Genomic DNA, 17,606 nt, shown 5'->3' with positions numbered 1-17,606 from the left:
CGATAATACAATGAAAGGTGCTTTTATTTATATAAGGATGAGTTAATCCCCTAGTTAAGTGCTGTTTCACAGTGTCAGATACACTGGTGTGATAGCTTTACGTCCCTTAAAAAAAGCTTTACAGATCAGTTTAACAACGGGGTTAGCGTGGCAATTCGAGATAAAAAATTAATCAATAACATAGGTATTCAGGTGGTTATCGCCATGATAATTGGTGCCTTAGTGGGCCTCTACATGGGAGAGGATGCCGTCATATTTGGGCCTCTGGGTACCATTTTCATCCACCTGATTAAGATGCTGGTCATTCCCTTAGTCGTAGTATCCATTATCGCCGGCGCCGCCAGCTTAGGTGATAGCCCTTCTGCGGGTAAGATAGGTATCGGCACTTTTGCCTTCTTCATTATCACCTCAGGCGTTGCCGTCACGCTGGCACTGGTCATGGGAAATATTTTTAAACCCGGAGCTGGCATAGACTTTAGCGCACACGGTCAATCACTAGCTCAAGTCACTGCCGAGCAAGGCACGCTTCCTAGTGCCATAGATACTCTGATAGGCATGATCCCGACCAATGTGTTTGAGTCTATGACCTCGGGAAATATTCTGCAGATCTTGGTCTTCTGTATCTTTTTCGGTATCGCATTAAGTAAAGTGAAAGGCGATGGTGCTAAGCCGATTATCAAGGGCCTCAATACTGTAGTAGAAGCCTTCGTATGGATGATCAATTGCGTGATGATCATTGCGCCTCTGGGCGTATTTGGTTTGATGGCTGAATCAGTGGGTTCATTCGGGTTTCAGGCTCTAGAAGTCGTATTGAAGCTATTCCTTGTATTCGTGGTGGCGATTCTCATCTATGCCTTCATCTTCTTTCCGTTAGTAGTGAAGCTTTTCTCTAACGTCCCTGTGATGAAGTTTGTCTCGGCGATGAAGAAGCCTCAGGCGATGGCACTATCTACCGCGTCATCTATGGCGACATTGCCAGTCACCATGGAAACCTGTGAAGAGGAGCTCAATGTCTCCAAGGCAACCACAGCCTTCGTATTACCACTGGGCGCGACCATCAACATGACGGGGAACGCTATCTACTATGGCTTGGTCGCCATGTTCTTCGCTCAGATGTATCACGTCGATCTGACCATGACAGCCTATGCTGCCATTATCTTCACTTCGACACTGGGCGCCATAGGTCAAGCCGGCGTGCCAGGGCCCTCCTTCCTCGTTGTCGCCGTACTACTTGCTGCCGGGATCCCGATTGACGGCCTACCACTCTTGTTCGCTCTGGATCGTATATTTGACATGATCCGTACCTCTCTGAACATTACAGGCGACGCAGTTTGCGCAGTAGTAATGGATAGATTCAGTCCAGAAAATAAATAGTCTGGATCACGAATATTAGTCATAAATATTGGCGATAAAAAAGCCCCTTTACCAAAACGTAGAGGGGCTTTTTTGGGAAGTTAAGGTTCTAGATCCTAGCTCCTCGAACCTTAAGCCTTCAATCCAACATAATCCAAGTCGCTTTTATTTCAGTGTACTTATCGAAAGCATGCAGTGACTTGTCGCGGCCGTTGCCAGACTGTTTATAGCCACCAAACGGTGCCGTCATGTCGCCGCCATCATAATGGTTAATCCACACCATACCGCTACGCAGCGCCTTGGCGGTCTTATGAGCCTTGCTGATATCCGAAGTCCAGACACCTGCGGCCAGGCCGTAAATACTGTCGTTACCGATTGATATGGCTTGCTCCATGCCATCGAAGGTGATCACAGATAGCACGGGACCGAAGATCTCCTCTTTAGCGATAGTCATCTGGTTATTCACGTCACTGAATATGGTCGGCTGTACATAGACGCCGCCACATTCTGCCATCACCTGCTCGCCACCTTGTATGAGTTTTGCGCCTTCATCGAGCCCAGATTTTATATAGCCTAAGACATTATCCAACTGTTGTTTATCCACCACGGCGCCACAAGTGGTGGCAGGATCCAGCGGATGTCCCGGCTGCCAGGCTTGCATCTCCTCGGCTATCAATGTCAGCAACTCGTCTTTAACGCCAGCTTCCACCAACAGCCGAGAACCCGCGGTACAGACCTCGCCCTGATTAAAGGCTATGGCGGCTGCGGCGGCTTCGGCGGCCTTCTTAAGATTTGGCGCATCGTTGAAAACGATATTCGGGCTCTTGCCACCCGCCTCGAGCCAGACACGCTTCATGTTTGATTCACCGGCATAGATCATCAGCTGCTTGGCTATCTTAGTCGAACCAGTGAAGACCAAGGTATCGACATCCATATGCAGCGCTAAGGCCTTACCTACCGTATGACCGAAACCGGGTAGGACATTGAGCACACCTTTTGGAATGCCCGCCTCTATGGCTATTTGCGCCATGCGAATCGCGGTAAGTGGAGACTTTTCAGAAGGTTTCAGTACCACAGAGTTCCCAGTTGCCAAGGCAGGGCCTAGTTTCCAGCACGCCATCAAGATGGGGAAGTTCCAGGGCACTATGGCCGCGACGACACCGACCGGCTCGCGGGTGATCATGCCTATCTCATTGTGAGCCGTAGGCGCGAGTTCATCATAAATCTTATCGATAGCTTCACCGGACCAACGAATAGCTCGAGCGGCGCCGTCAACATCGACCGCACCCGAGTAGCGAATTGGCTTACCCATGTCTAAGGTCTCTAGCAAGGCGAGCTCGTCTCGGCTTTGCTCCAGCAAGTCGGCAAAACGTATCATGACCTGTTTACGCTTTACCGGAGCGAGTTCAGACCACACTCCTGAGTCGAAAGTGTCTCTGGCATTGGCCACGGCTATGTTGGCATCTTCTAAGTCGCAACTGGCAACCTGACACAGCACTCGGCCATCGACGGGGCTGACACAATCGAATCGCTCACCGGACACTGACGCTAAATACTCCCCCCCGATAAAGGCATCGGCCTTGATCTCTCCTTGGCTGATAAGTCTATCGGCTAGGTTTTGCCATTGTTCGCGACTGCTTGGTGTACTCATGATGACCTCTTGACGGGTGATTAATAGATCCTCAGATTACGCTTTTATCTGGCTAGGTTTCAATAAAAATTCAATATTTTTTACAAAATCGTCATTTTTGCTATAAATAAATGCACAAAAAGCTTTCATGTTCGTTATTTCTGACATAGCATGCAAAATATCAATCGCTCACAAAAACAACTAATACTGAATCAGGGTAGATGATATGACAGATATTCAGAATCACAACGAAAGCGAAGCTCAGTCTCTGGAACATTACTGGATGCCTTTCACGGCAAACAGACAGTTTAAAGCTAATCCCCGAATGCTCGCCGAAGCCGATGGTATGTATTACAAAGATACCTCGGGTCGAGCCATTCTCGATGGTACCGCTGGTTTATGGTGCTGCAATGCAGGCCATGGCCGCAAGGAGATCTCCGAAGCGGTAAGTCATCAGATTAAACAGATGGATTACGCCCCTTCATTTCAGATGGGTCATCCGCTGGCATTCGAGCTCGCCGAGCGCCTGGCTCAGATGAGTCCCCAGGGCCTGAACAAGGTATTCTTCACCAACTCTGGCTCAGAGTCCGTCGACAGTGCCCTCAAGATAGCCATCAACTATCACAGAGCCAATGGGGAGCCTACTCGTACTCGCTTTATTGGCCGTGAACTTGGCTATCATGGCGTAGGTTTCGGCGGTATTTCGGTGGGCGGCATAGGCGGCAATCGCAAGGCGTTTAGCCAGCAGCTACTGCCCGGTGTCGACCATCTCCCCCATACTTTAGATATTCAGGGCAATGCCTTTACCCGTGGCATGCCCACAACGGGCGCAGAAAAAGCCGATGTGCTCGAGCAGTTAGTCGCGCTTCATGGGGCAGAAAATATTGCTGCCGTGATTGTCGAGCCTATGTCAGGCTCGGCCGGCGTCATCTTGCCACCGCAAGGTTACCTTAAGCGTCTGCGCGAAATCACTCAGAAACATGGCATCTTGCTGATCTTCGATGAGGTGATCACAGCCTTTGGCCGTGTGGGCGATGCCTTTGCCAGCCAACGTTGGGGGGTGACTCCGGATCTTATCACCACAGCCAAGGCACTCAATAATGGCGCGATCCCTATGGGAGCCGTGCTTATTGATGACAAAATTTATGATGCCTGCATGCAGGGTCCCGATGGGATTGAGCTCTTCCATGGATACACTTATTCGGGTCACCCGGTTGCGGCCGCTGCTGCACTGGCGACCCTGAATATCTATGAAAATGACAAGCTGTTTGAACGCAGCAGAGAGCTCGAAGGCTATTTCGAAGATGCCATGCATAGCTTAAAGGATCTGCCAAACGTCATAGATATCCGCAATATAGGTCTGGTCGGTGCGATTCAGTTCTCCCCCAGTAATCAGGGCGTAGGCAAACGAGGCTTCGATGTTTTCGAGCGCTGTTTTGCCAACGGCACTCTGGTGAGAGCCACCGCGGATATTATCGCCATCTCCCCTCCATTGATTATCGATAAGCAAGAGATAGATCAGATAGTCAACACCTTAGCCGATGCCATTCGGGCGACCGATTAACAGGCTTATTGAGCTAAACACTTAACCCAGCAAGTAACAGATGACATATGCCTCCGGCCGCGCCGGGGGCTCTATTAATAGGATCGAATCTATGCAAGAGATCAATCATTACATCAACGGCAGACACACAGCACCGAGTCAGCGCACCAGTTCAGTATTTGAACCCGCTACGGGGGAGCACAGGGCCACAGTATCCTTAGCCAGTGCCGCCGAAGTCGACGGCGCTATCGAGCTAGCCAAAAAAGCCCATAAGACCTGGTCTCAAGTGTCTCCACTCAACCGCGCCCGTGTACTGTTTAAATTCAAGGCGCTAGTAGAAGCCAATATGAACGAGATGGCCGAGCTTATTACCCGTGAGCATGGCAAGGTCATCGATGATGCTAAGGGTGAGATCATCCGCGGTCTGGAAGTCGTCGAGTTCGCCTGTGGTATTCCGCACCTGCTAAAAGGTGAGCATACCGAGCAGGTTGGTGGTGGTGTCGATGCCTGGACAGTCAATCAGTCCCTAGGTGTGGTCGCCGGGATTGCGCCATTTAATTTTCCCATCATGGTCCCTATGTGGATGTTCCCTATCGCGATTGCAGCGGGTAACACCTTTATCATGAAGCCATCGGAGAAAGATCCAAGCTCGGTGATGCGTATCGCCGAGCTACTCACCGAAGCGGGACTGCCTGACGGTGTCTTCAATGTCGTCAACGGCGACAAGGAAGCTGTCGATACCCTGTTGAGCCACAAAGATATTCAGGCCGTGAGTTTTGTCGGCTCGACCCCAATCGCCGAATATATCTATGAGACAGCATCGAAACATGGCAAGCGAGTGCAGGCCTTGGGCGGCGCGAAGAACCACATGCTCTTGATGCCAGATGCAGATATGGACCAGGCCGTCAGCTCCTTGATGGGGGCGGCATTTGGCTCGGCTGGAGAACGCTGCATGGCGATATCTGTCGTTCTGGCCGTGGGTGATTCGGGTGATGCCTTAGTCGAGAAGCTGCTACCTCAGATAAAGGCGCTCAGGATAGGTAATGGAGTCACGCCGGAAATGGATATGGGGCCGCTCATCTCGGCTCAACATCTTGCGAAGGTGAAAGGTTACGTGGATGCGGGGGTTGCCGAAGGCGCCACCTTACTTGCCGATGGCCGCGACTTAAGTGTGACCGACCATGAACAAGGATTCTTCCTCGGAGGCTGTCTGTTCGACAATGTCACCCCTGATATGACCATCTACAAGGAAGAGATCTTCGGTCCTGTATTAGCCATCGTCAGAGTAAAAGATTATGCCGAAGCACTCGCGCTTATCAATGAACATGAATTCGGCAATGGCACGGCCATCTTCACCCAGAGCGGTGAAGCGGCCAGACACTTCTGTCATCACGTCCAGGTGGGCATGGTCGGCGTTAACGTGCCAATTCCTGTGCCTATGGCATTCCATAGCTTCGGTGGCTGGAAGCGTTCCTTGTTTGGACCGCTACACATGCATGGTCCCGATGGCGTTCGTTTCTACACTAAGCGTAAGGCTATTACCGCCCGTTGGCCCAAGGCGAAAGATGCTAAAGCCGAGTTTGTCATGCCGACAATGAAATAGCACAAATCCAACAAGCGCAGCCTGTCTGCGCTTTACTATTTTTCAGCATTCTTACCAGTATTTTTACCAGATTAGTTAAGCCAATCCTGGAGCTCAGAACGTGAATATCGATGACATTATCAACTTTAATACCAGTACGCCGGACATTGAACGCTATAGCTTAGCCGATGAGAAAGTCTTATCTGGCAAGCCATCCCAGGAACTAAGCAATCACTACTCCAGCCCCTGCGGTCAATTTCATACCGGTGTCTGGCAGGGAGATAAAGGCCGGTGGAAGGTTGAGTACACAGAGCACGAATATTGCGAGATCCTATCAGGAACCAGTGTGATCAGATGTGATGATGGCAAGGAGATGCGAGTAACTGAGGGCGATAGGTTCGTCATTCCTGCGGGCTTTAGTGGCACTTGGGAGGTCATAGATACCTGCAAGAAGGTCTACGTCATCTTCGAAGCAAACGAGGGCTAGCACTCGTTCCATTAGTCAGGTTAAAAGGCTCGAATAAAAATTAAATAAAATTGAAGCTTAGGTTTCAAAACATAAGCCATGAGGTCTCAGCATTGATGCTGATGTTTGGCAAATAATAGATGCTCTTGTTAAAGACATTTATGTCAATAAAGTAAAATGGAGAAACTACCGTGTATAAAAAATTGAATAATAAACGGATTGCCCAACTTACCGGCCTCACCTTAGCTGCCGCGCTAATCACTCCCCTTGCCCAAGCCGAAGTCACTGGCGAAGTCAGTGTCACTAACGACTATCGCTTTCGCGGTGTATCCCAAACAGCAGGAGACTTCGCCCTTCAAGGGAGTATCGATTACAGTGCCGATAATGGCTTCTTCGCCGGAGTCTGGGGAAGTAACGTTGACGATGAGAGCTATGACTCAGATGTAGAAGTCGACCTTTATGTGGGCTATTGGGGAGCACTCGGAGAAGATGAAGAGTTCGAGTACGATGTCACACTCACTTACTATACCTATCCAGGACAGGATGAGAGCACCAAATATTTAGAGGCCAATGTCGGATTCTATTATGCAGGGTTCCACTTCGCACAATGGTACACCAACGATTACGCCAATGCTGACGTGTCATTGCACTACTCTGAGCTGAACTATTCCTATGAAATTAGTGATAACTGGAGCATAGATGCTCATCTAGGTTACAGCTATGGTGATGGCGCCGATCTCGACTGGGGTGAAGACTATCTTGATTACTCAATCGGAGTCTCGACAGAATTGGCTGGTTTCGGACTATCCCTGGCCTGGCTGGAAACCAACCTAAGTGATGACAACATCATAAAGGATGGTCCATGGCAAAATGATGGCACGGTACTATTCACAGCCAGCTATGGCTTCTAACTATTTATTGATTTATTAGTAAGGAAAAACCGCCATCTTGGCGGTTTTCTATTTAACTTATTCAGTAGAGCGATCCCATAGCGGTTTATCGCATTTACTTATTCAATACATCTAATGTTTCCAGAGATTGGCCCCTACTCACCTGATCACCCAAACGACGCCAGCTGATCCCTAAATCGCTGTGATGCTCTTTGCGTTCGGGAAAGGCATCGGAAAGATTCTCTATGATCTCGGCTTGACGCTCACAAATTTGAGCCCAGCGTTGTGCATTAGATAAAAACATATGACCATCCTTGATTAACTGCTGTCCTGAGAATTAATAGTAGTCCAATAAGGTCATATAACAAGTAAACTTACTTTTATACAAATATAAACTCTCTATACAAAGTGTGCACTACAACACTTTATAAATCTCAGCCACAGGAGTATTGTTATTTATATTAAGTAACGAGATAAATAAGGACAGGATGACGACATGACACCAACAGTATTGAAAGTGCTATTTATTGCAATAGGGATTTTTCTCGCTTATAAGCTCATCTTTAGCGGCAAGAAGGGACTGACACTCTTCGAGATGCACTTTAAAGATGGAAGACTTAAATCTCACAAGGGCAAGATCCCGGAGAAGTTTCAGAAAGACTGCCGAGCCTTGGCCAAATCCGAGAAGCTCACCTGCACCGTCAGATGTGAAAAGCTATCGGGTGCGATAAGACTGCATATTTCGGCCAATGTGAACGACGCCATCACACAGAGAATTAGAAACCTGTTTCCCTTCGAATACTATGATAAGAAAAGGGTCGACAATAGTCGCCAGGCGGGTTAATAAACCCTAGGACAGATCCTATTAGGATCTGTCTACCAGCTTCACCCTTCTCGGCTAATCGCGCTCCATCCTGCCGTCTCTTCTGGCATCCTCAATCATACGTTCATTATTTTCGATCATAGGATCTTGCATCGCTTCCACAGCATCTTGCTTCGCACCGTCTTCGCTGTCGAGATCGAAATCAATATTGGTTGCGCAGGCTGAAATACCCAACATGGCCGTGATAATAAGTACTCGTTTCATTAGATTAACTCTCTTTATTAAGCTTTGGCTTATCTGTGTCTGAACCGGCATTACACTCGGCTATCTTCTCCATGCCCCATACGAGTAGTATGCCTGCAATCAAGGCAGCTACGGCCCAGGAAATGTGCGCTGCTTGCCCGGTGACTTGTTCGAAATGCATAGGTGAAAGGTTCTGCTCCAACAGAGGAACCTGTTCACCGGCAGAGTTTTCACGCCAGGAGATCACCTCTTTCCAAGGCCAGATCTTCCCCAGAGTTCCCAACATCAAGCCCGTTAAGAAGATGAGAGTCGCATCGTGAAACTTGCGAAGCAGTGCCGACAGAAGATGGCTGAATGTCAGCAGTCCGAAAATACATCCAGTGGCAAAGACGGCAAGCACGGCGATGTCGAAATTTTTTGCCGCGGCGAGTACGGGTGGATACAAGCCTAATAACAACAAGATGAAGCTGCCCGAAATCCCTGGAAGTAACATGGCGCAGATGGCGATACTGCCACCTATGAATATATTAAGGTAGGTCATCTCCAATGAGATGGGATTGAGCATAGTGATCCCCCAGGCAAACAGCACGCCCAAAGCAAATAACATAATTCGGATCACAGAGAAGCTTTTTACCTGCTTGAGCATATGCACTACCGAGATCAAGATAAGGCCAAAGAAAAAGGACCACACAGGTATCGGATGATTGATCAAAAGATAAGAGATCAACTTAGAGAGACTAAAAATACTGGTTAATATGCCACCGAAGACACACACCAAGAACGGCCCGTTGATATGATTGAATGCGCCTTTGACACCTTGCTCCCTCACAACCTTGATTAAACTTGGGTTGATACGGCGAATGCTGTCTAACAAGGTATCAAGAATACCTGTGATAAAAGCAATGGTTCCACCGGAAACGCCGGGGACCACATCGGCAGCGCCCATCGCCATGCCTTTTAGGTAGGTAAGCAGGTATTTCAATTTTCAGCCTTATTTTAGTTAAATGGTACAAAATTTTTCTGCAGGGGGATTATACGGTTCATGATCCGCTAAAGGGAAATGAACTTTGTTTCATTTAGGCTAAATTGGCTCGCTGAGGCTAAATTAGTCTCCGAAAAGACCACTATCCTTGGACCAAACCGGTATTGACCAAAAATCAGCTTGTTAGTTTTTTGTTATCCATATAATCTAAACTCATCCGACCAGGGGCCAAAGCTCCAGTACCCTATAACAATAAGGCCAGATAAAGATGACACAGCAAAGACCCACTAAGGTGATGGCACTCTACAACAAGGTCACCCGATTCCCCTTCGGCAACAAGATATTCTCAGTCATGGTGTCTAGAATGGCCCCCTACTTCGGTACCATCAAGCCTCTGATCACTAACCTCAGGCCCCATTACTGTGAATGCTTCATCAAGAAACGTAATGCCGTGCATAATCATATTAAGACCGTCCATGTCATCGCCATCTGTAATGGGCTAGAGATGGCGATGGGCGTGATGGCTGAAGCATCGATTCCTCATCACTTAAGGTGGATACCTAAAGGCATGAGCCTAGACTACACGGCTAAGGCAGGTAGTGACATCCGCTGTGTCGCGGAGGTAAAGCCCGAGCAGTGGGTCGAGGGAGACCTGCTGGTTCCGGTTACCGCCTATGATGAAAACGACATCATAGTCGTCCAGGGCCACATTAAACTTTGGATCTCGGCTAAACCACCAAAATAGTTCTAATCCCCTTATGACTCTTCAAAATGAGTAACGAGTTTAGTGATCACTCTTAAAGTGATTGCTAGCTCCTGCTCGGTAATATCTTGCAGTGCCGCTTCACTCCACTGAGGGAGAAGCCCGCCGAGTTGCTCAAACATATGTGTCCCTTTCGATGTGCATGCGATCAATTTTGCCGTCTTATGATGCGGGTTGTCATCGAAGCTGACTATGCCTAGCTTGTCTAGTTCATTAGCGATACGTTGCACACTCTGGCGCGTCTGCCCCATGATCCGCGCAATTTGAGAAGCTGTCTGCGGACCATGCTCTATCGCCCCCAGCACTTTCCAACGAGCACTGGTTAGCCCCACAGGGTGACTCAGCATGTCCCCTTCGTTGATCAATAAACCATTGAGTCTAAATATACTCAGTACCAATTGAGTAAAACCTTCATCTTCTGCCATCGGCTCCCCCTGATTTTTAGTAAACACATCGGCTCATCTGAACACTTAAGTTCACTCGATTTGAGCCATCTCATCACTATAGCAAAACACGGCAACAACGACAACACACTGTCAAACTTGACAGCGTGTTGTCGCATGCGGTAGGATTCAAATATTGACAACGCACTGTCAAATAACAACACCCACACAGGACAACACCATGAAACTTAAAATCCATCTTATCGCTGCTATTTTAGCTAGTCTGTGTATCGCAACTTTCTTTAGTGCCAGCCTGTTGAGTGAACTCTTTGCCAGCCAAGCTTTTATCGCTCAGATAAAAGCGAGTATTCTTTTTCCTGGGCTATTTATATTGATCCCGGCTATGGCATTCACAGGAATAACCGGCAGCCTACTGGCTAAAGGGAATAAAAATAAGCTGGTAAGACAGAAACAGCTAAGGATGAAAATCGCCGCAGCCAACGGACTCGTCATATTACTTCCCGCCGCCATAATACTGAACAGTTGGGCCCAGGCGGGACAATTTGATACTCAGTTCTATATTGTACAAGCCATTGAGCTTATTGCCGGCGCATGTAATCTGGTTCTGCTGGGCAAAAATGCCATTGCGGGTCGAAAATTGTCGCGAAAAACAGGCAGATCATTGAATGCTAAACAAAACGTTTAAAGCTTGATTCACACCACAGAATCATAATGATTAAACAAGTATTCTTTATGCATATTAACGACTTTATCTAGTGGGAAAGTATCTCCATGGAAAAACATGATTATTTCGTTATCGCCCGCGCTATCCATGTCTTAGGAGTTGTATTATGGATAGGTGGCGTGGCATTTGTCACCACTGTCCTTATCCCGGCCGTGAAACAACTCGCCTCCCCCGAAGAGCGACTCCAGCTATTTGAACAGTTGGAGAGTAAGTTTTCATTTCAGGCCAAGTTTGTCACCTTAGCCACAGGCATCTCCGGTTATGTGATGCTGGATATCATCAATGGCTGGGATCGTTATCTGCACCCACAATTTTGGTGGATGCACCTGATGACTCTCGTCTGGGCACTCTTCACCTTAGTGCTATTTGTGCTGGAACCCCTCTTCCTCCACAGATGGTTCCATGAGAGGGCGGCGCAAGATAGCGAGAAGACTTTTGCGTTAGTCCATAAGATGCACATCTTCCTCTTGTCCTTAAGTTTAATCGCTGTGGCGGGTGCGGTGGCGGGGTCTCACGGATATACTTTTTAACTTTAATCGATATGAATTCAATGATGAAGAACCTGAGTTCTACGAGCTAGAAATAGCGTATTTCTGCTACACTCACTCTCTTTTCATATAGCTCTCAATGACAGAAAGTCCATGACCCGAAAAAAACAAACAGGCGGTACTAAGATTATCGCCCTATCCTTCCTAGTGCTTGTTGCTGCTAGTGTCTTTTTTGAAAGGCTTCCACTGGCCGTATTCGTCATCTACCTTGTCTGCAGTGTCATTACCTTCGCTGCCTATGCCAGAGACAAGTCTGCCGCCCGAGATGGACGGTGGCGAATCAAGGAGAGCACCTTGCAACTACTGGCCCTCTGCGGCGGTTGGCCCGGGGCTATCATAGCTCAGCAAAGCTTGAGGCATAAGTCTCAGAAATTAAGCTTTAGAATAAGGCTGTGGTGCATGATAGCGCTAAACAGTGCAGGCTTTATTTGGCTTATGTCCCCACAAGGACAAGCATTGATCCCAATATTTTAGATGGTAAAGTTTTAAAAAAATGCATTTTAGAAACTATCTTTTATAAAAAAGAAAGGCGCCCGAGGCGCCTTTACGTAATCACTCTCAATATTACTGAAAGTAATTAATTCACCGTGACATTGGCCGTACCGGACACACCATCGAAAGTTGCCGTAAGCACAGCAGAGCCAACTTGGTGGCCGCTGATTATATCTTCTCGCCCCGTAGCTACATCGGAATCGCTACTAGTCCAGTCCACATAATCAGCATAATTCATTGAAGTTCCATCGGCAAAGGTCACCCATACTTCAACTGTCTTATAACTTCCAGCAGATAAACTCATATCAGCAGGTTTAACCTCAACTGAGACGGTATAGTTATCCTCTACTGATAATAAACGAGAGTCACTCTTATCTTGATATGTCGCACTTATCGTCGCCGACGCACCTACAGTCAAGCCTACCCCTTCCCCAGGAATTGAGTTAAACATCTCGACATTCTGTGGATTATCACTCTTCCAACTCGCATCTAAAGTTACATCGACACTAGTATTATCAGAAAAATAGCCAGTAGCAGTGAACTGAACAGGTGCTTGAGCGTAAACGACATCTATTTTAGGTGTGATTTCGATCCACTCGAGTACTGCGGGGGTTACAGTTGTCGTAACCGTACTACTCGACTTTTCGTACTCAGCCGTGATTTGACTACTGCCTATCTCATTAGCAGTACCTGTGCCACCATCAAAGCCGGTTGTGACCATATGGATCACATCAGGCTCACTCGAAGACCAAGTCGCCTTGTCGGTCACATCGATTTCTGACAAGTTAAACATAGTCGCCGTAGCCGTATAGCGTCCCTTAGTGCCTAGTGGAACCTCTAAATTATTGGGTGTGACCTTTATACTGGTAACTTCACTGTCGAGGACAATTAGCCGCCCCTCACCGCGAAATTCCTGATAATCAGCATAAACAGCAGAGTTGCCTACCTTAATCCCAGTGACTAGTCCTGTGCCATTGATAGATATTATTGAGTGATTAGCCACAGACCAAACGCTCTGATTTGTGACATCTTTCCGAATAATACTCCCACCACTGTCCATGTAAGCCGCTAGTGCTTGCATCTGAAGAGTATCATTAACAATCACATGATCGTTGGCAGGTTCAACATCAACCCCCAGATACTCGAGATAGGTTACCACGACTTCGGCGTTACCAGTCTCACCTATCCACTCCGCGGTCACACCAGTGCTTCCATGGACATCACCAGTCACCAAACCTGCAGTTGAACCTGTAGGATTAACATGAGCTACATCCCCATTGACAACTGTCCAGGTTGAATCTTTAGTCACATCACTAATGTAGCCATCACTAAAGATGGCAGACGCTTTATATTGCTGAACCTCATTGATATTCACCTTAGCCGTAGCAGGTGTGACCTGAATCTCTACCAGTACTGACTCACCGACATAGAGGTTAGTTTCAGCAGCTAAGCCTTTATATGTGGCCTTAATGACAGTTTTACCGCCTGTAGTGGTTTGCGCCAATCCATCCATGTCTATGGTCGCCGCATCCAGATTCGAGCTCTGCCAGCTAGACTCTAAGGTCACCTCTTTACTGGTGCCATCGGAAAAACGAGCAAACGATTGATAGGCTTGACTCAAGCCTAAGGGCACCGTCTTATTCTCAGGAGAGATAGTCAGCTCAATGGCTTCTGCGGCGGTCACTTCGACATTGGCCGTTGCACTCATGCCGTTAAATTGCGCCTTAACTTGGGTGCTTCCCACCTCAAGTGCACTGGCAAAACCGCCGTTCAGTCTACCAGTGCCGATATGAACGATATCATTATCTGTGCTTGTCCAACTGGCGACTTTAGTGATGTCTTCCGAGTGATTATCGGTATAAAAAGCCCAAGCTTCAAATTGTCCCTCAGTCCCGGCTGGTACTTTGACATTGGCCGGTGTCACTTGAATAAAGCTTAACTCGGCATCGATTACCGTTAACTTTGCAGTAGCGGTAAAGCCAATATACCTCGCCGTCACTGTCACTTCGCCAGGGCTATAACTGGTTGCAACTCCCTTCCTATCAAGCGTGGCAATACTAGCCTCAGAGCTCTGCCAATAAGAAGTTTTCGTTAAATCCTTACTAGTACCATCGGAGAAGATACCAGTAGCCTCAAAGTCTTGTTCTAAGCCTGCAGCGACGGTCGCTATCACAGGACTCATAACAAACTTCTCTAATATCACGTCGGTAACTGATACATCGACCGAATCAGCTTGCGTCTCAAATCTGGCTTGAACTTGAGTTCCCCCGACCCCAATCGCCTCGGCAAAACCTCCCTTACTGCCGGTAGCAGTGATATTCACTATCGAACCATTGACGGCGATCCAGCTCGCCAACTGAGTGACGTCACTGCTATGACCATCTGAGTAGAATGCCGTGGCAACATACTGGCCACTGGTGCCTAATGGTACAGATTCATTCGCCGGAGTCACTTGTAACCTAGTCAGGCTTGCATCTGTCACATCGAGCGCCGCAGTTGCGCTAAACCCTATGTAGCTGGCCTGAATCTGAGTTGAGCCGCTAATATATGACTGCGCCAAACCATGGCGATCCACACTGGCCACTGAGCCTTCGCTCGATTGCCAGCTGGACACATTAGTCAGGTTCTGGTTGCTACCATCAGAAAATAGTCCAATAAATTGATATTGCTGGGTGTTACCCGCAGCAATAGATGCTGTGATAGGAGAAAGCGACACTGAATCCAAAATAGCATCTGTGACCACGAAAGCAGAGCTCGATTGCATAGCATCGAAATTCGCAGTGATAGTGGCATTACCTACGCTCAGAGCGTGAGCAGAGCCTGCATCTGTACCTAGAGATACCACCTCAACGATACTCGAGTCACCAGATGACCAAGTCGCTAATTGAGTGACATCACTTGAGTGGCCATCTGAGTAGAAAGCGGTTGCGGTAAGTTGCTGCTTCTGGCCCTTAGGAAGTTGATTCTGCACCGGAGTCACTTGCAGACTTTCAATGACTGCGTCAGTCACTATCAGTTCTGCCTTAACCGACATTCCACGATAGTATGCAATGATCTCGGTCTTCCCAGAGGCAATACTTATCGCTTCTCCCTGTTCTACATGAGCTACATGAGGATCGAATGCCTGCCAATGGGCAGCTTGAGTCAAGTCCTTACTGCTTGAATCAGAGAAGATACCTGTCAGCACATACTCTTGGCTATTGCCCACGGCTACTGTGGCCGTGATCGGAGAGATGACCAGTTGTTTTAAAACAGCATCGGTAACTGTGGCATTGGTGGTGTCCTTCACGCTTTGACCTTGCTCTGAAATGGGGCTGGTTGCCGAGGGTGTTGCCCCCGCTTTGGAGAATAAGCCTCTATAGCTAGCACTGATACTCGTTTCGCCAATTGCATTGGCATGTGCAAAACCGGCTCTTGGCCCAGAAGTGTTAATTCTGACAAGATTTCGGTCATCAGACAGCCAAGTGGCTTCTTGGGTTACATCTTGGCTATGACCATCGGTGTAATAAGCTGTTGCTTTGTACTGACCTTCAGTTCCAATAGGGTCCTGCAAGTCTTTAGGTGTGACTTGTAAGGAGGTTATGCTGGCATCCGTAACGGTCAAGGTAGTCGACTGAGTCATGCCCATGTAATCGATTGAGATCTCTGTTTCACCAGCGATTAGCGTACTCGCTTTACCGGCCAAGCCGCCGGTTAACCCTATGGTCGCGATATTGGTGTCACCGCTCTGCCAATAACCGAGCAAGGTAATATCATGCACGCTCATATCAGAAAATCGGGCCCGGGCAGAATACCCTACATTGGTGCCAGCTGGAGTTGTGATATCCAGAGGTGAGATCTCTATACTCTCGATAACCGCATCTGTCACCTCGGCGCTTGCTGCGCCAGATACCTCTTGAAATCTAGCCGTAACCACCACATTGCCAGATTCGAGGGCCGTAGCATGGCCTCCCATCTCACCAGACTCGACAATAACGGCAACGGCCTTATCATCTACAGACCAAATCGCATCATGGGTTACATCTAAGGTAGTACCATCCGAATAATAGGCTGTCGCACTATAATTACCTTGAGTGCCTACAGGTTTAACTAGCCTATCCGGACTAACCACAACTTGGGTCACCACACCTTGAGTTATTGTCGCTGCAGTAGTGTCTGAGACATTAACATCGGCAAAATTTAAACTGGCTGACACTTGGGTTTCACCGGCTATCAGGCCATTCAGACGCCCACCTGGATCGATAGTTGCTACGGAAATCGTGTTACTTTGCCAGCTTGACTGTGAAGTCACATCCATGCTCAAGCCATTTTCAAACACTAGATCCGCTCGATATTGCTGACTGCTACCAACTGGGAACGAAATATCTATAGGACTAATAATGAGCTTATCGACAGCCGAGTTGAGCACGATAAGTGAAGCATCTGCATCCATTCCTCCATACTTGGCCATCACTTTAGTCTCACCTGCAACAAGGCCTATCGCAATACCTCTGCTCTGTTCATCACTGGTAATTGAGGCAACGCTTGGCTCTGATACACTCCAATCGGTATAACTCGTCACATCTTGTTTATGAGAATCGGCAAACAGGGCAACGGCTTTAAATACTTGGGTTAATCCCACCAAGGTCTCAGCTTGTCCAGGTTCGATTATCAGTAATGTCAGCGCCGCATCAGTCACATTCAGAATAGCACTGTCGCTAACTTCTGGACCCGCCTGACTCGCGGCTAATATCGCCATGATATTTGTAGTACCAGACGTCTGTGCAACAGCAATCCCTCCCGCTGCTATTTCAGCTATTTCCGGGACACTGCTCGACCAGATAACATCAGAGGTGACATCCTTTCGCGTGCCATCACTATAGAGTGCCAATGCAGAATATTGCTCATCGGTTCCCACCGCTAAGGTACTCAGCTGGGGGGACACGGTTAATTCAACCGCAAAAGCCGGACAAGGATCACCTTCACCCCCACATCCGCCAGTAGGGAAACCGTCGTTGTCACCGCCACAGGCCGATAATAGAAAAAGTAGGGAAAATAGAAAAAAGTAGTGCAGAGATTTGACGCTTGTCATCATTATCAATTCCAATCTAAGCTGGTTAGTACATAACGTACGTCCAGAAAACACAAGTGGAGTTATCAATCACTCACATCCTTGTCATGTTA

Annotated in this window: 16 protein-coding genes; 10 read left to right on the top strand and 6 right to left on the bottom strand. The window is 47.9% G+C overall.

Translation table 11 applies throughout. From position 1 onward, the window contains the following. Positions 1-147: 147 nt before the first annotated feature. Positions 148-1,374, top strand: a complete 1,227-nt coding sequence (locus FS373_RS11505; protein WP_407695632.1) for a dicarboxylate/amino acid:cation symporter — start codon at positions 148-150, stop codon at positions 1,372-1,374. 118 nt (positions 1,375-1,492) lie between these two features. On the opposite strand, the gene FS373_RS11500 is transcribed toward FS373_RS11505, so the two are convergent. Beyond that, a complete protein-coding gene (locus FS373_RS11500) occupies positions 1,493-3,004 on the bottom strand; it encodes an aldehyde dehydrogenase (RefSeq protein WP_152829466.1) in 1,512 nt (503 codons plus the stop codon). A gap of 205 nt (positions 3,005-3,209) precedes the next feature. On the opposite strand from FS373_RS11500, the gene FS373_RS11495 reads away from it, so the two are divergent. From FS373_RS11495 to FS373_RS11480, 4 genes are all read left to right on the top strand, one after another. Further along, positions 3,210-4,547 carry an aspartate aminotransferase family protein gene (locus FS373_RS11495; RefSeq protein WP_144045209.1) on the top strand — a complete coding sequence of 446 codons (1,338 nt, stop codon included), beginning with the start codon at positions 3,210-3,212 and terminating at the stop codon, positions 4,545-4,547. A 91-nt stretch (positions 4,548-4,638) separates the two neighbouring features. Next, positions 4,639-6,129 carry a CoA-acylating methylmalonate-semialdehyde dehydrogenase gene (locus FS373_RS11490; protein WP_144048845.1) on the top strand — a complete coding sequence of 497 codons (1,491 nt, stop codon included), beginning with the start codon at positions 4,639-4,641 and terminating at the stop codon, positions 6,127-6,129. A 100-nt stretch (positions 6,130-6,229) separates the two neighbouring features. Next, complete coding sequence (locus FS373_RS11485) at positions 6,230-6,595, top strand: cupin domain-containing protein (RefSeq protein ID WP_322619489.1); 366 nt, start codon at positions 6,230-6,232, stop codon at positions 6,593-6,595. Between the two features lie 170 nt (positions 6,596-6,765). Next, positions 6,766-7,485: a TorF family putative porin gene (locus FS373_RS11480; protein ID WP_144045207.1), complete on the top strand. Its 720-nt coding sequence runs from the start codon at positions 6,766-6,768 to the stop codon at positions 7,483-7,485. Between the two features lie 94 nt (positions 7,486-7,579). On the opposite strand, the gene FS373_RS11475 is transcribed toward FS373_RS11480, so the two are convergent. Next, positions 7,580-7,768, bottom strand: a complete 189-nt coding sequence (locus FS373_RS11475; protein ID WP_144045206.1) for a hypothetical protein — start codon at positions 7,766-7,768, stop codon at positions 7,580-7,582. 192 nt (positions 7,769-7,960) lie between these two features. Between FS373_RS11475 and FS373_RS11470 the strand changes: the two genes are divergently transcribed. Next, positions 7,961-8,308 (top strand): DUF3634 family protein, encoded by a 348-nt coding sequence (locus tag FS373_RS11470; RefSeq protein ID WP_144045205.1) that lies wholly within the window; start codon positions 7,961-7,963, stop codon positions 8,306-8,308. A gap of 54 nt (positions 8,309-8,362) precedes the next feature. Here the strand turns inward: FS373_RS11470 and FS373_RS11465 are convergent, their stop codons facing one another. Further along, the gene (locus tag FS373_RS11465; protein ID WP_144045204.1) at positions 8,363-8,551 is read right to left on the bottom strand and encodes a hypothetical protein; all 189 of its coding nucleotides are present in this window, start codon (positions 8,549-8,551) and stop codon (positions 8,363-8,365) included. Between the two features lie 4 nt (positions 8,552-8,555). Next, complete coding sequence (locus FS373_RS11460; protein ID WP_152829465.1) at positions 8,556-9,512, bottom strand: DUF368 domain-containing protein; 957 nt, start codon at positions 9,510-9,512, stop codon at positions 8,556-8,558. 268 nt (positions 9,513-9,780) lie between these two features. Here FS373_RS11460 and FS373_RS11455 point away from each other — a divergent pair, with 268 nt between their 5' ends. Next, a complete protein-coding gene (locus tag FS373_RS11455) occupies positions 9,781-10,257 on the top strand; it encodes a hotdog fold domain-containing protein (protein WP_144045202.1) in 477 nt (158 codons plus the stop codon). Positions 10,258-10,268: 11 nt separating this feature from the next. Here FS373_RS11455 and FS373_RS11450 read toward each other — a convergent pair whose 3' ends face one another. Next, on the bottom strand, positions 10,269-10,727 hold the full coding sequence (locus tag FS373_RS11450) for a MarR family winged helix-turn-helix transcriptional regulator (RefSeq protein WP_229381099.1): 459 nt from the start codon (positions 10,725-10,727) through the stop codon (positions 10,269-10,271). Positions 10,728-10,899: 172 nt separating this feature from the next. On the opposite strand from FS373_RS11450, the gene FS373_RS11445 reads away from it, so the two are divergent. From FS373_RS11445 to FS373_RS11435, 3 genes are all read left to right on the top strand, one after another. Further along, complete coding sequence (locus tag FS373_RS11445; RefSeq protein ID WP_152829464.1) at positions 10,900-11,364, top strand: hypothetical protein; 465 nt, start codon at positions 10,900-10,902, stop codon at positions 11,362-11,364. An 86-nt stretch (positions 11,365-11,450) separates the two neighbouring features. Continuing rightward, positions 11,451-11,933 carry a hypothetical protein gene (locus FS373_RS11440; protein ID WP_144045200.1) on the top strand — a complete coding sequence of 161 codons (483 nt, stop codon included), beginning with the start codon at positions 11,451-11,453 and terminating at the stop codon, positions 11,931-11,933. Positions 11,934-12,044: 111 nt separating this feature from the next. Then, positions 12,045-12,425: a DUF1294 domain-containing protein gene (locus FS373_RS11435; protein ID WP_144045199.1), complete on the top strand. Its 381-nt coding sequence runs from the start codon at positions 12,045-12,047 to the stop codon at positions 12,423-12,425. A 103-nt stretch (positions 12,426-12,528) separates the two neighbouring features. Here the strand turns inward: FS373_RS11435 and FS373_RS11430 are convergent, their stop codons facing one another. Beyond that, on the bottom strand, positions 12,529-17,517 hold the full coding sequence (locus FS373_RS11430; protein WP_227992687.1) for an Ig-like domain-containing protein: 4,989 nt from the start codon (positions 17,515-17,517) through the stop codon (positions 12,529-12,531). Between the last annotated feature and the right edge of the window lie 89 nt (positions 17,518-17,606).

It is taken from the genome of Shewanella sp. YLB-07 (assembly GCF_009377275.1).
The sequence above is the reverse complement of the archived record's forward strand: the minus strand, read 5'-3'. Positions and strand labels throughout refer to the sequence as shown.

What these genes read in the sequence shown, in the direction of transcription:
- FS373_RS11500 (WP_152829466.1), bottom strand. Translation starts at nt 3,004, where the DNA reads ATGAGTACACCAAGCAGTCGCGAACAATGGCAAAACCTAGCCGATAGA.
- FS373_RS11495 (WP_144045209.1), top strand. Translation starts at nt 3,210, where the DNA reads ATGACAGATATTCAGAATCACAACGAAAGCGAAGCTCAGTCTCTGGAA.
- FS373_RS11490 (WP_144048845.1), top strand. Translation starts at nt 4,639, where the DNA reads ATGCAAGAGATCAATCATTACATCAACGGCAGACACACAGCACCGAGT.
- FS373_RS11475 (WP_144045206.1), bottom strand. Translation starts at nt 7,768, where the DNA reads ATGTTTTTATCTAATGCACAACGCTGGGCTCAAATTTGTGAGCGTCAA.
- FS373_RS11470 (WP_144045205.1), top strand. Translation starts at nt 7,961, where the DNA reads ATGACACCAACAGTATTGAAAGTGCTATTTATTGCAATAGGGATTTTT.
- FS373_RS11465 (WP_144045204.1), bottom strand. Translation starts at nt 8,551, where the DNA reads ATGAAACGAGTACTTATTATCACGGCCATGTTGGGTATTTCAGCCTGC.
- FS373_RS11455 (WP_144045202.1), top strand. Translation starts at nt 9,781, where the DNA reads ATGACACAGCAAAGACCCACTAAGGTGATGGCACTCTACAACAAGGTC.
- FS373_RS11445 (WP_152829464.1), top strand. Translation starts at nt 10,900, where the DNA reads ATGAAACTTAAAATCCATCTTATCGCTGCTATTTTAGCTAGTCTGTGT.
- FS373_RS11440 (WP_144045200.1), top strand. Translation starts at nt 11,451, where the DNA reads ATGGAAAAACATGATTATTTCGTTATCGCCCGCGCTATCCATGTCTTA.
- FS373_RS11435 (WP_144045199.1), top strand. Translation starts at nt 12,045, where the DNA reads ATGACCCGAAAAAAACAAACAGGCGGTACTAAGATTATCGCCCTATCC.
- FS373_RS11430 (WP_227992687.1), bottom strand. Translation starts at nt 17,517, where the DNA reads ATGATGACAAGCGTCAAATCTCTGCACTACTTTTTTCTATTTTCCCTA.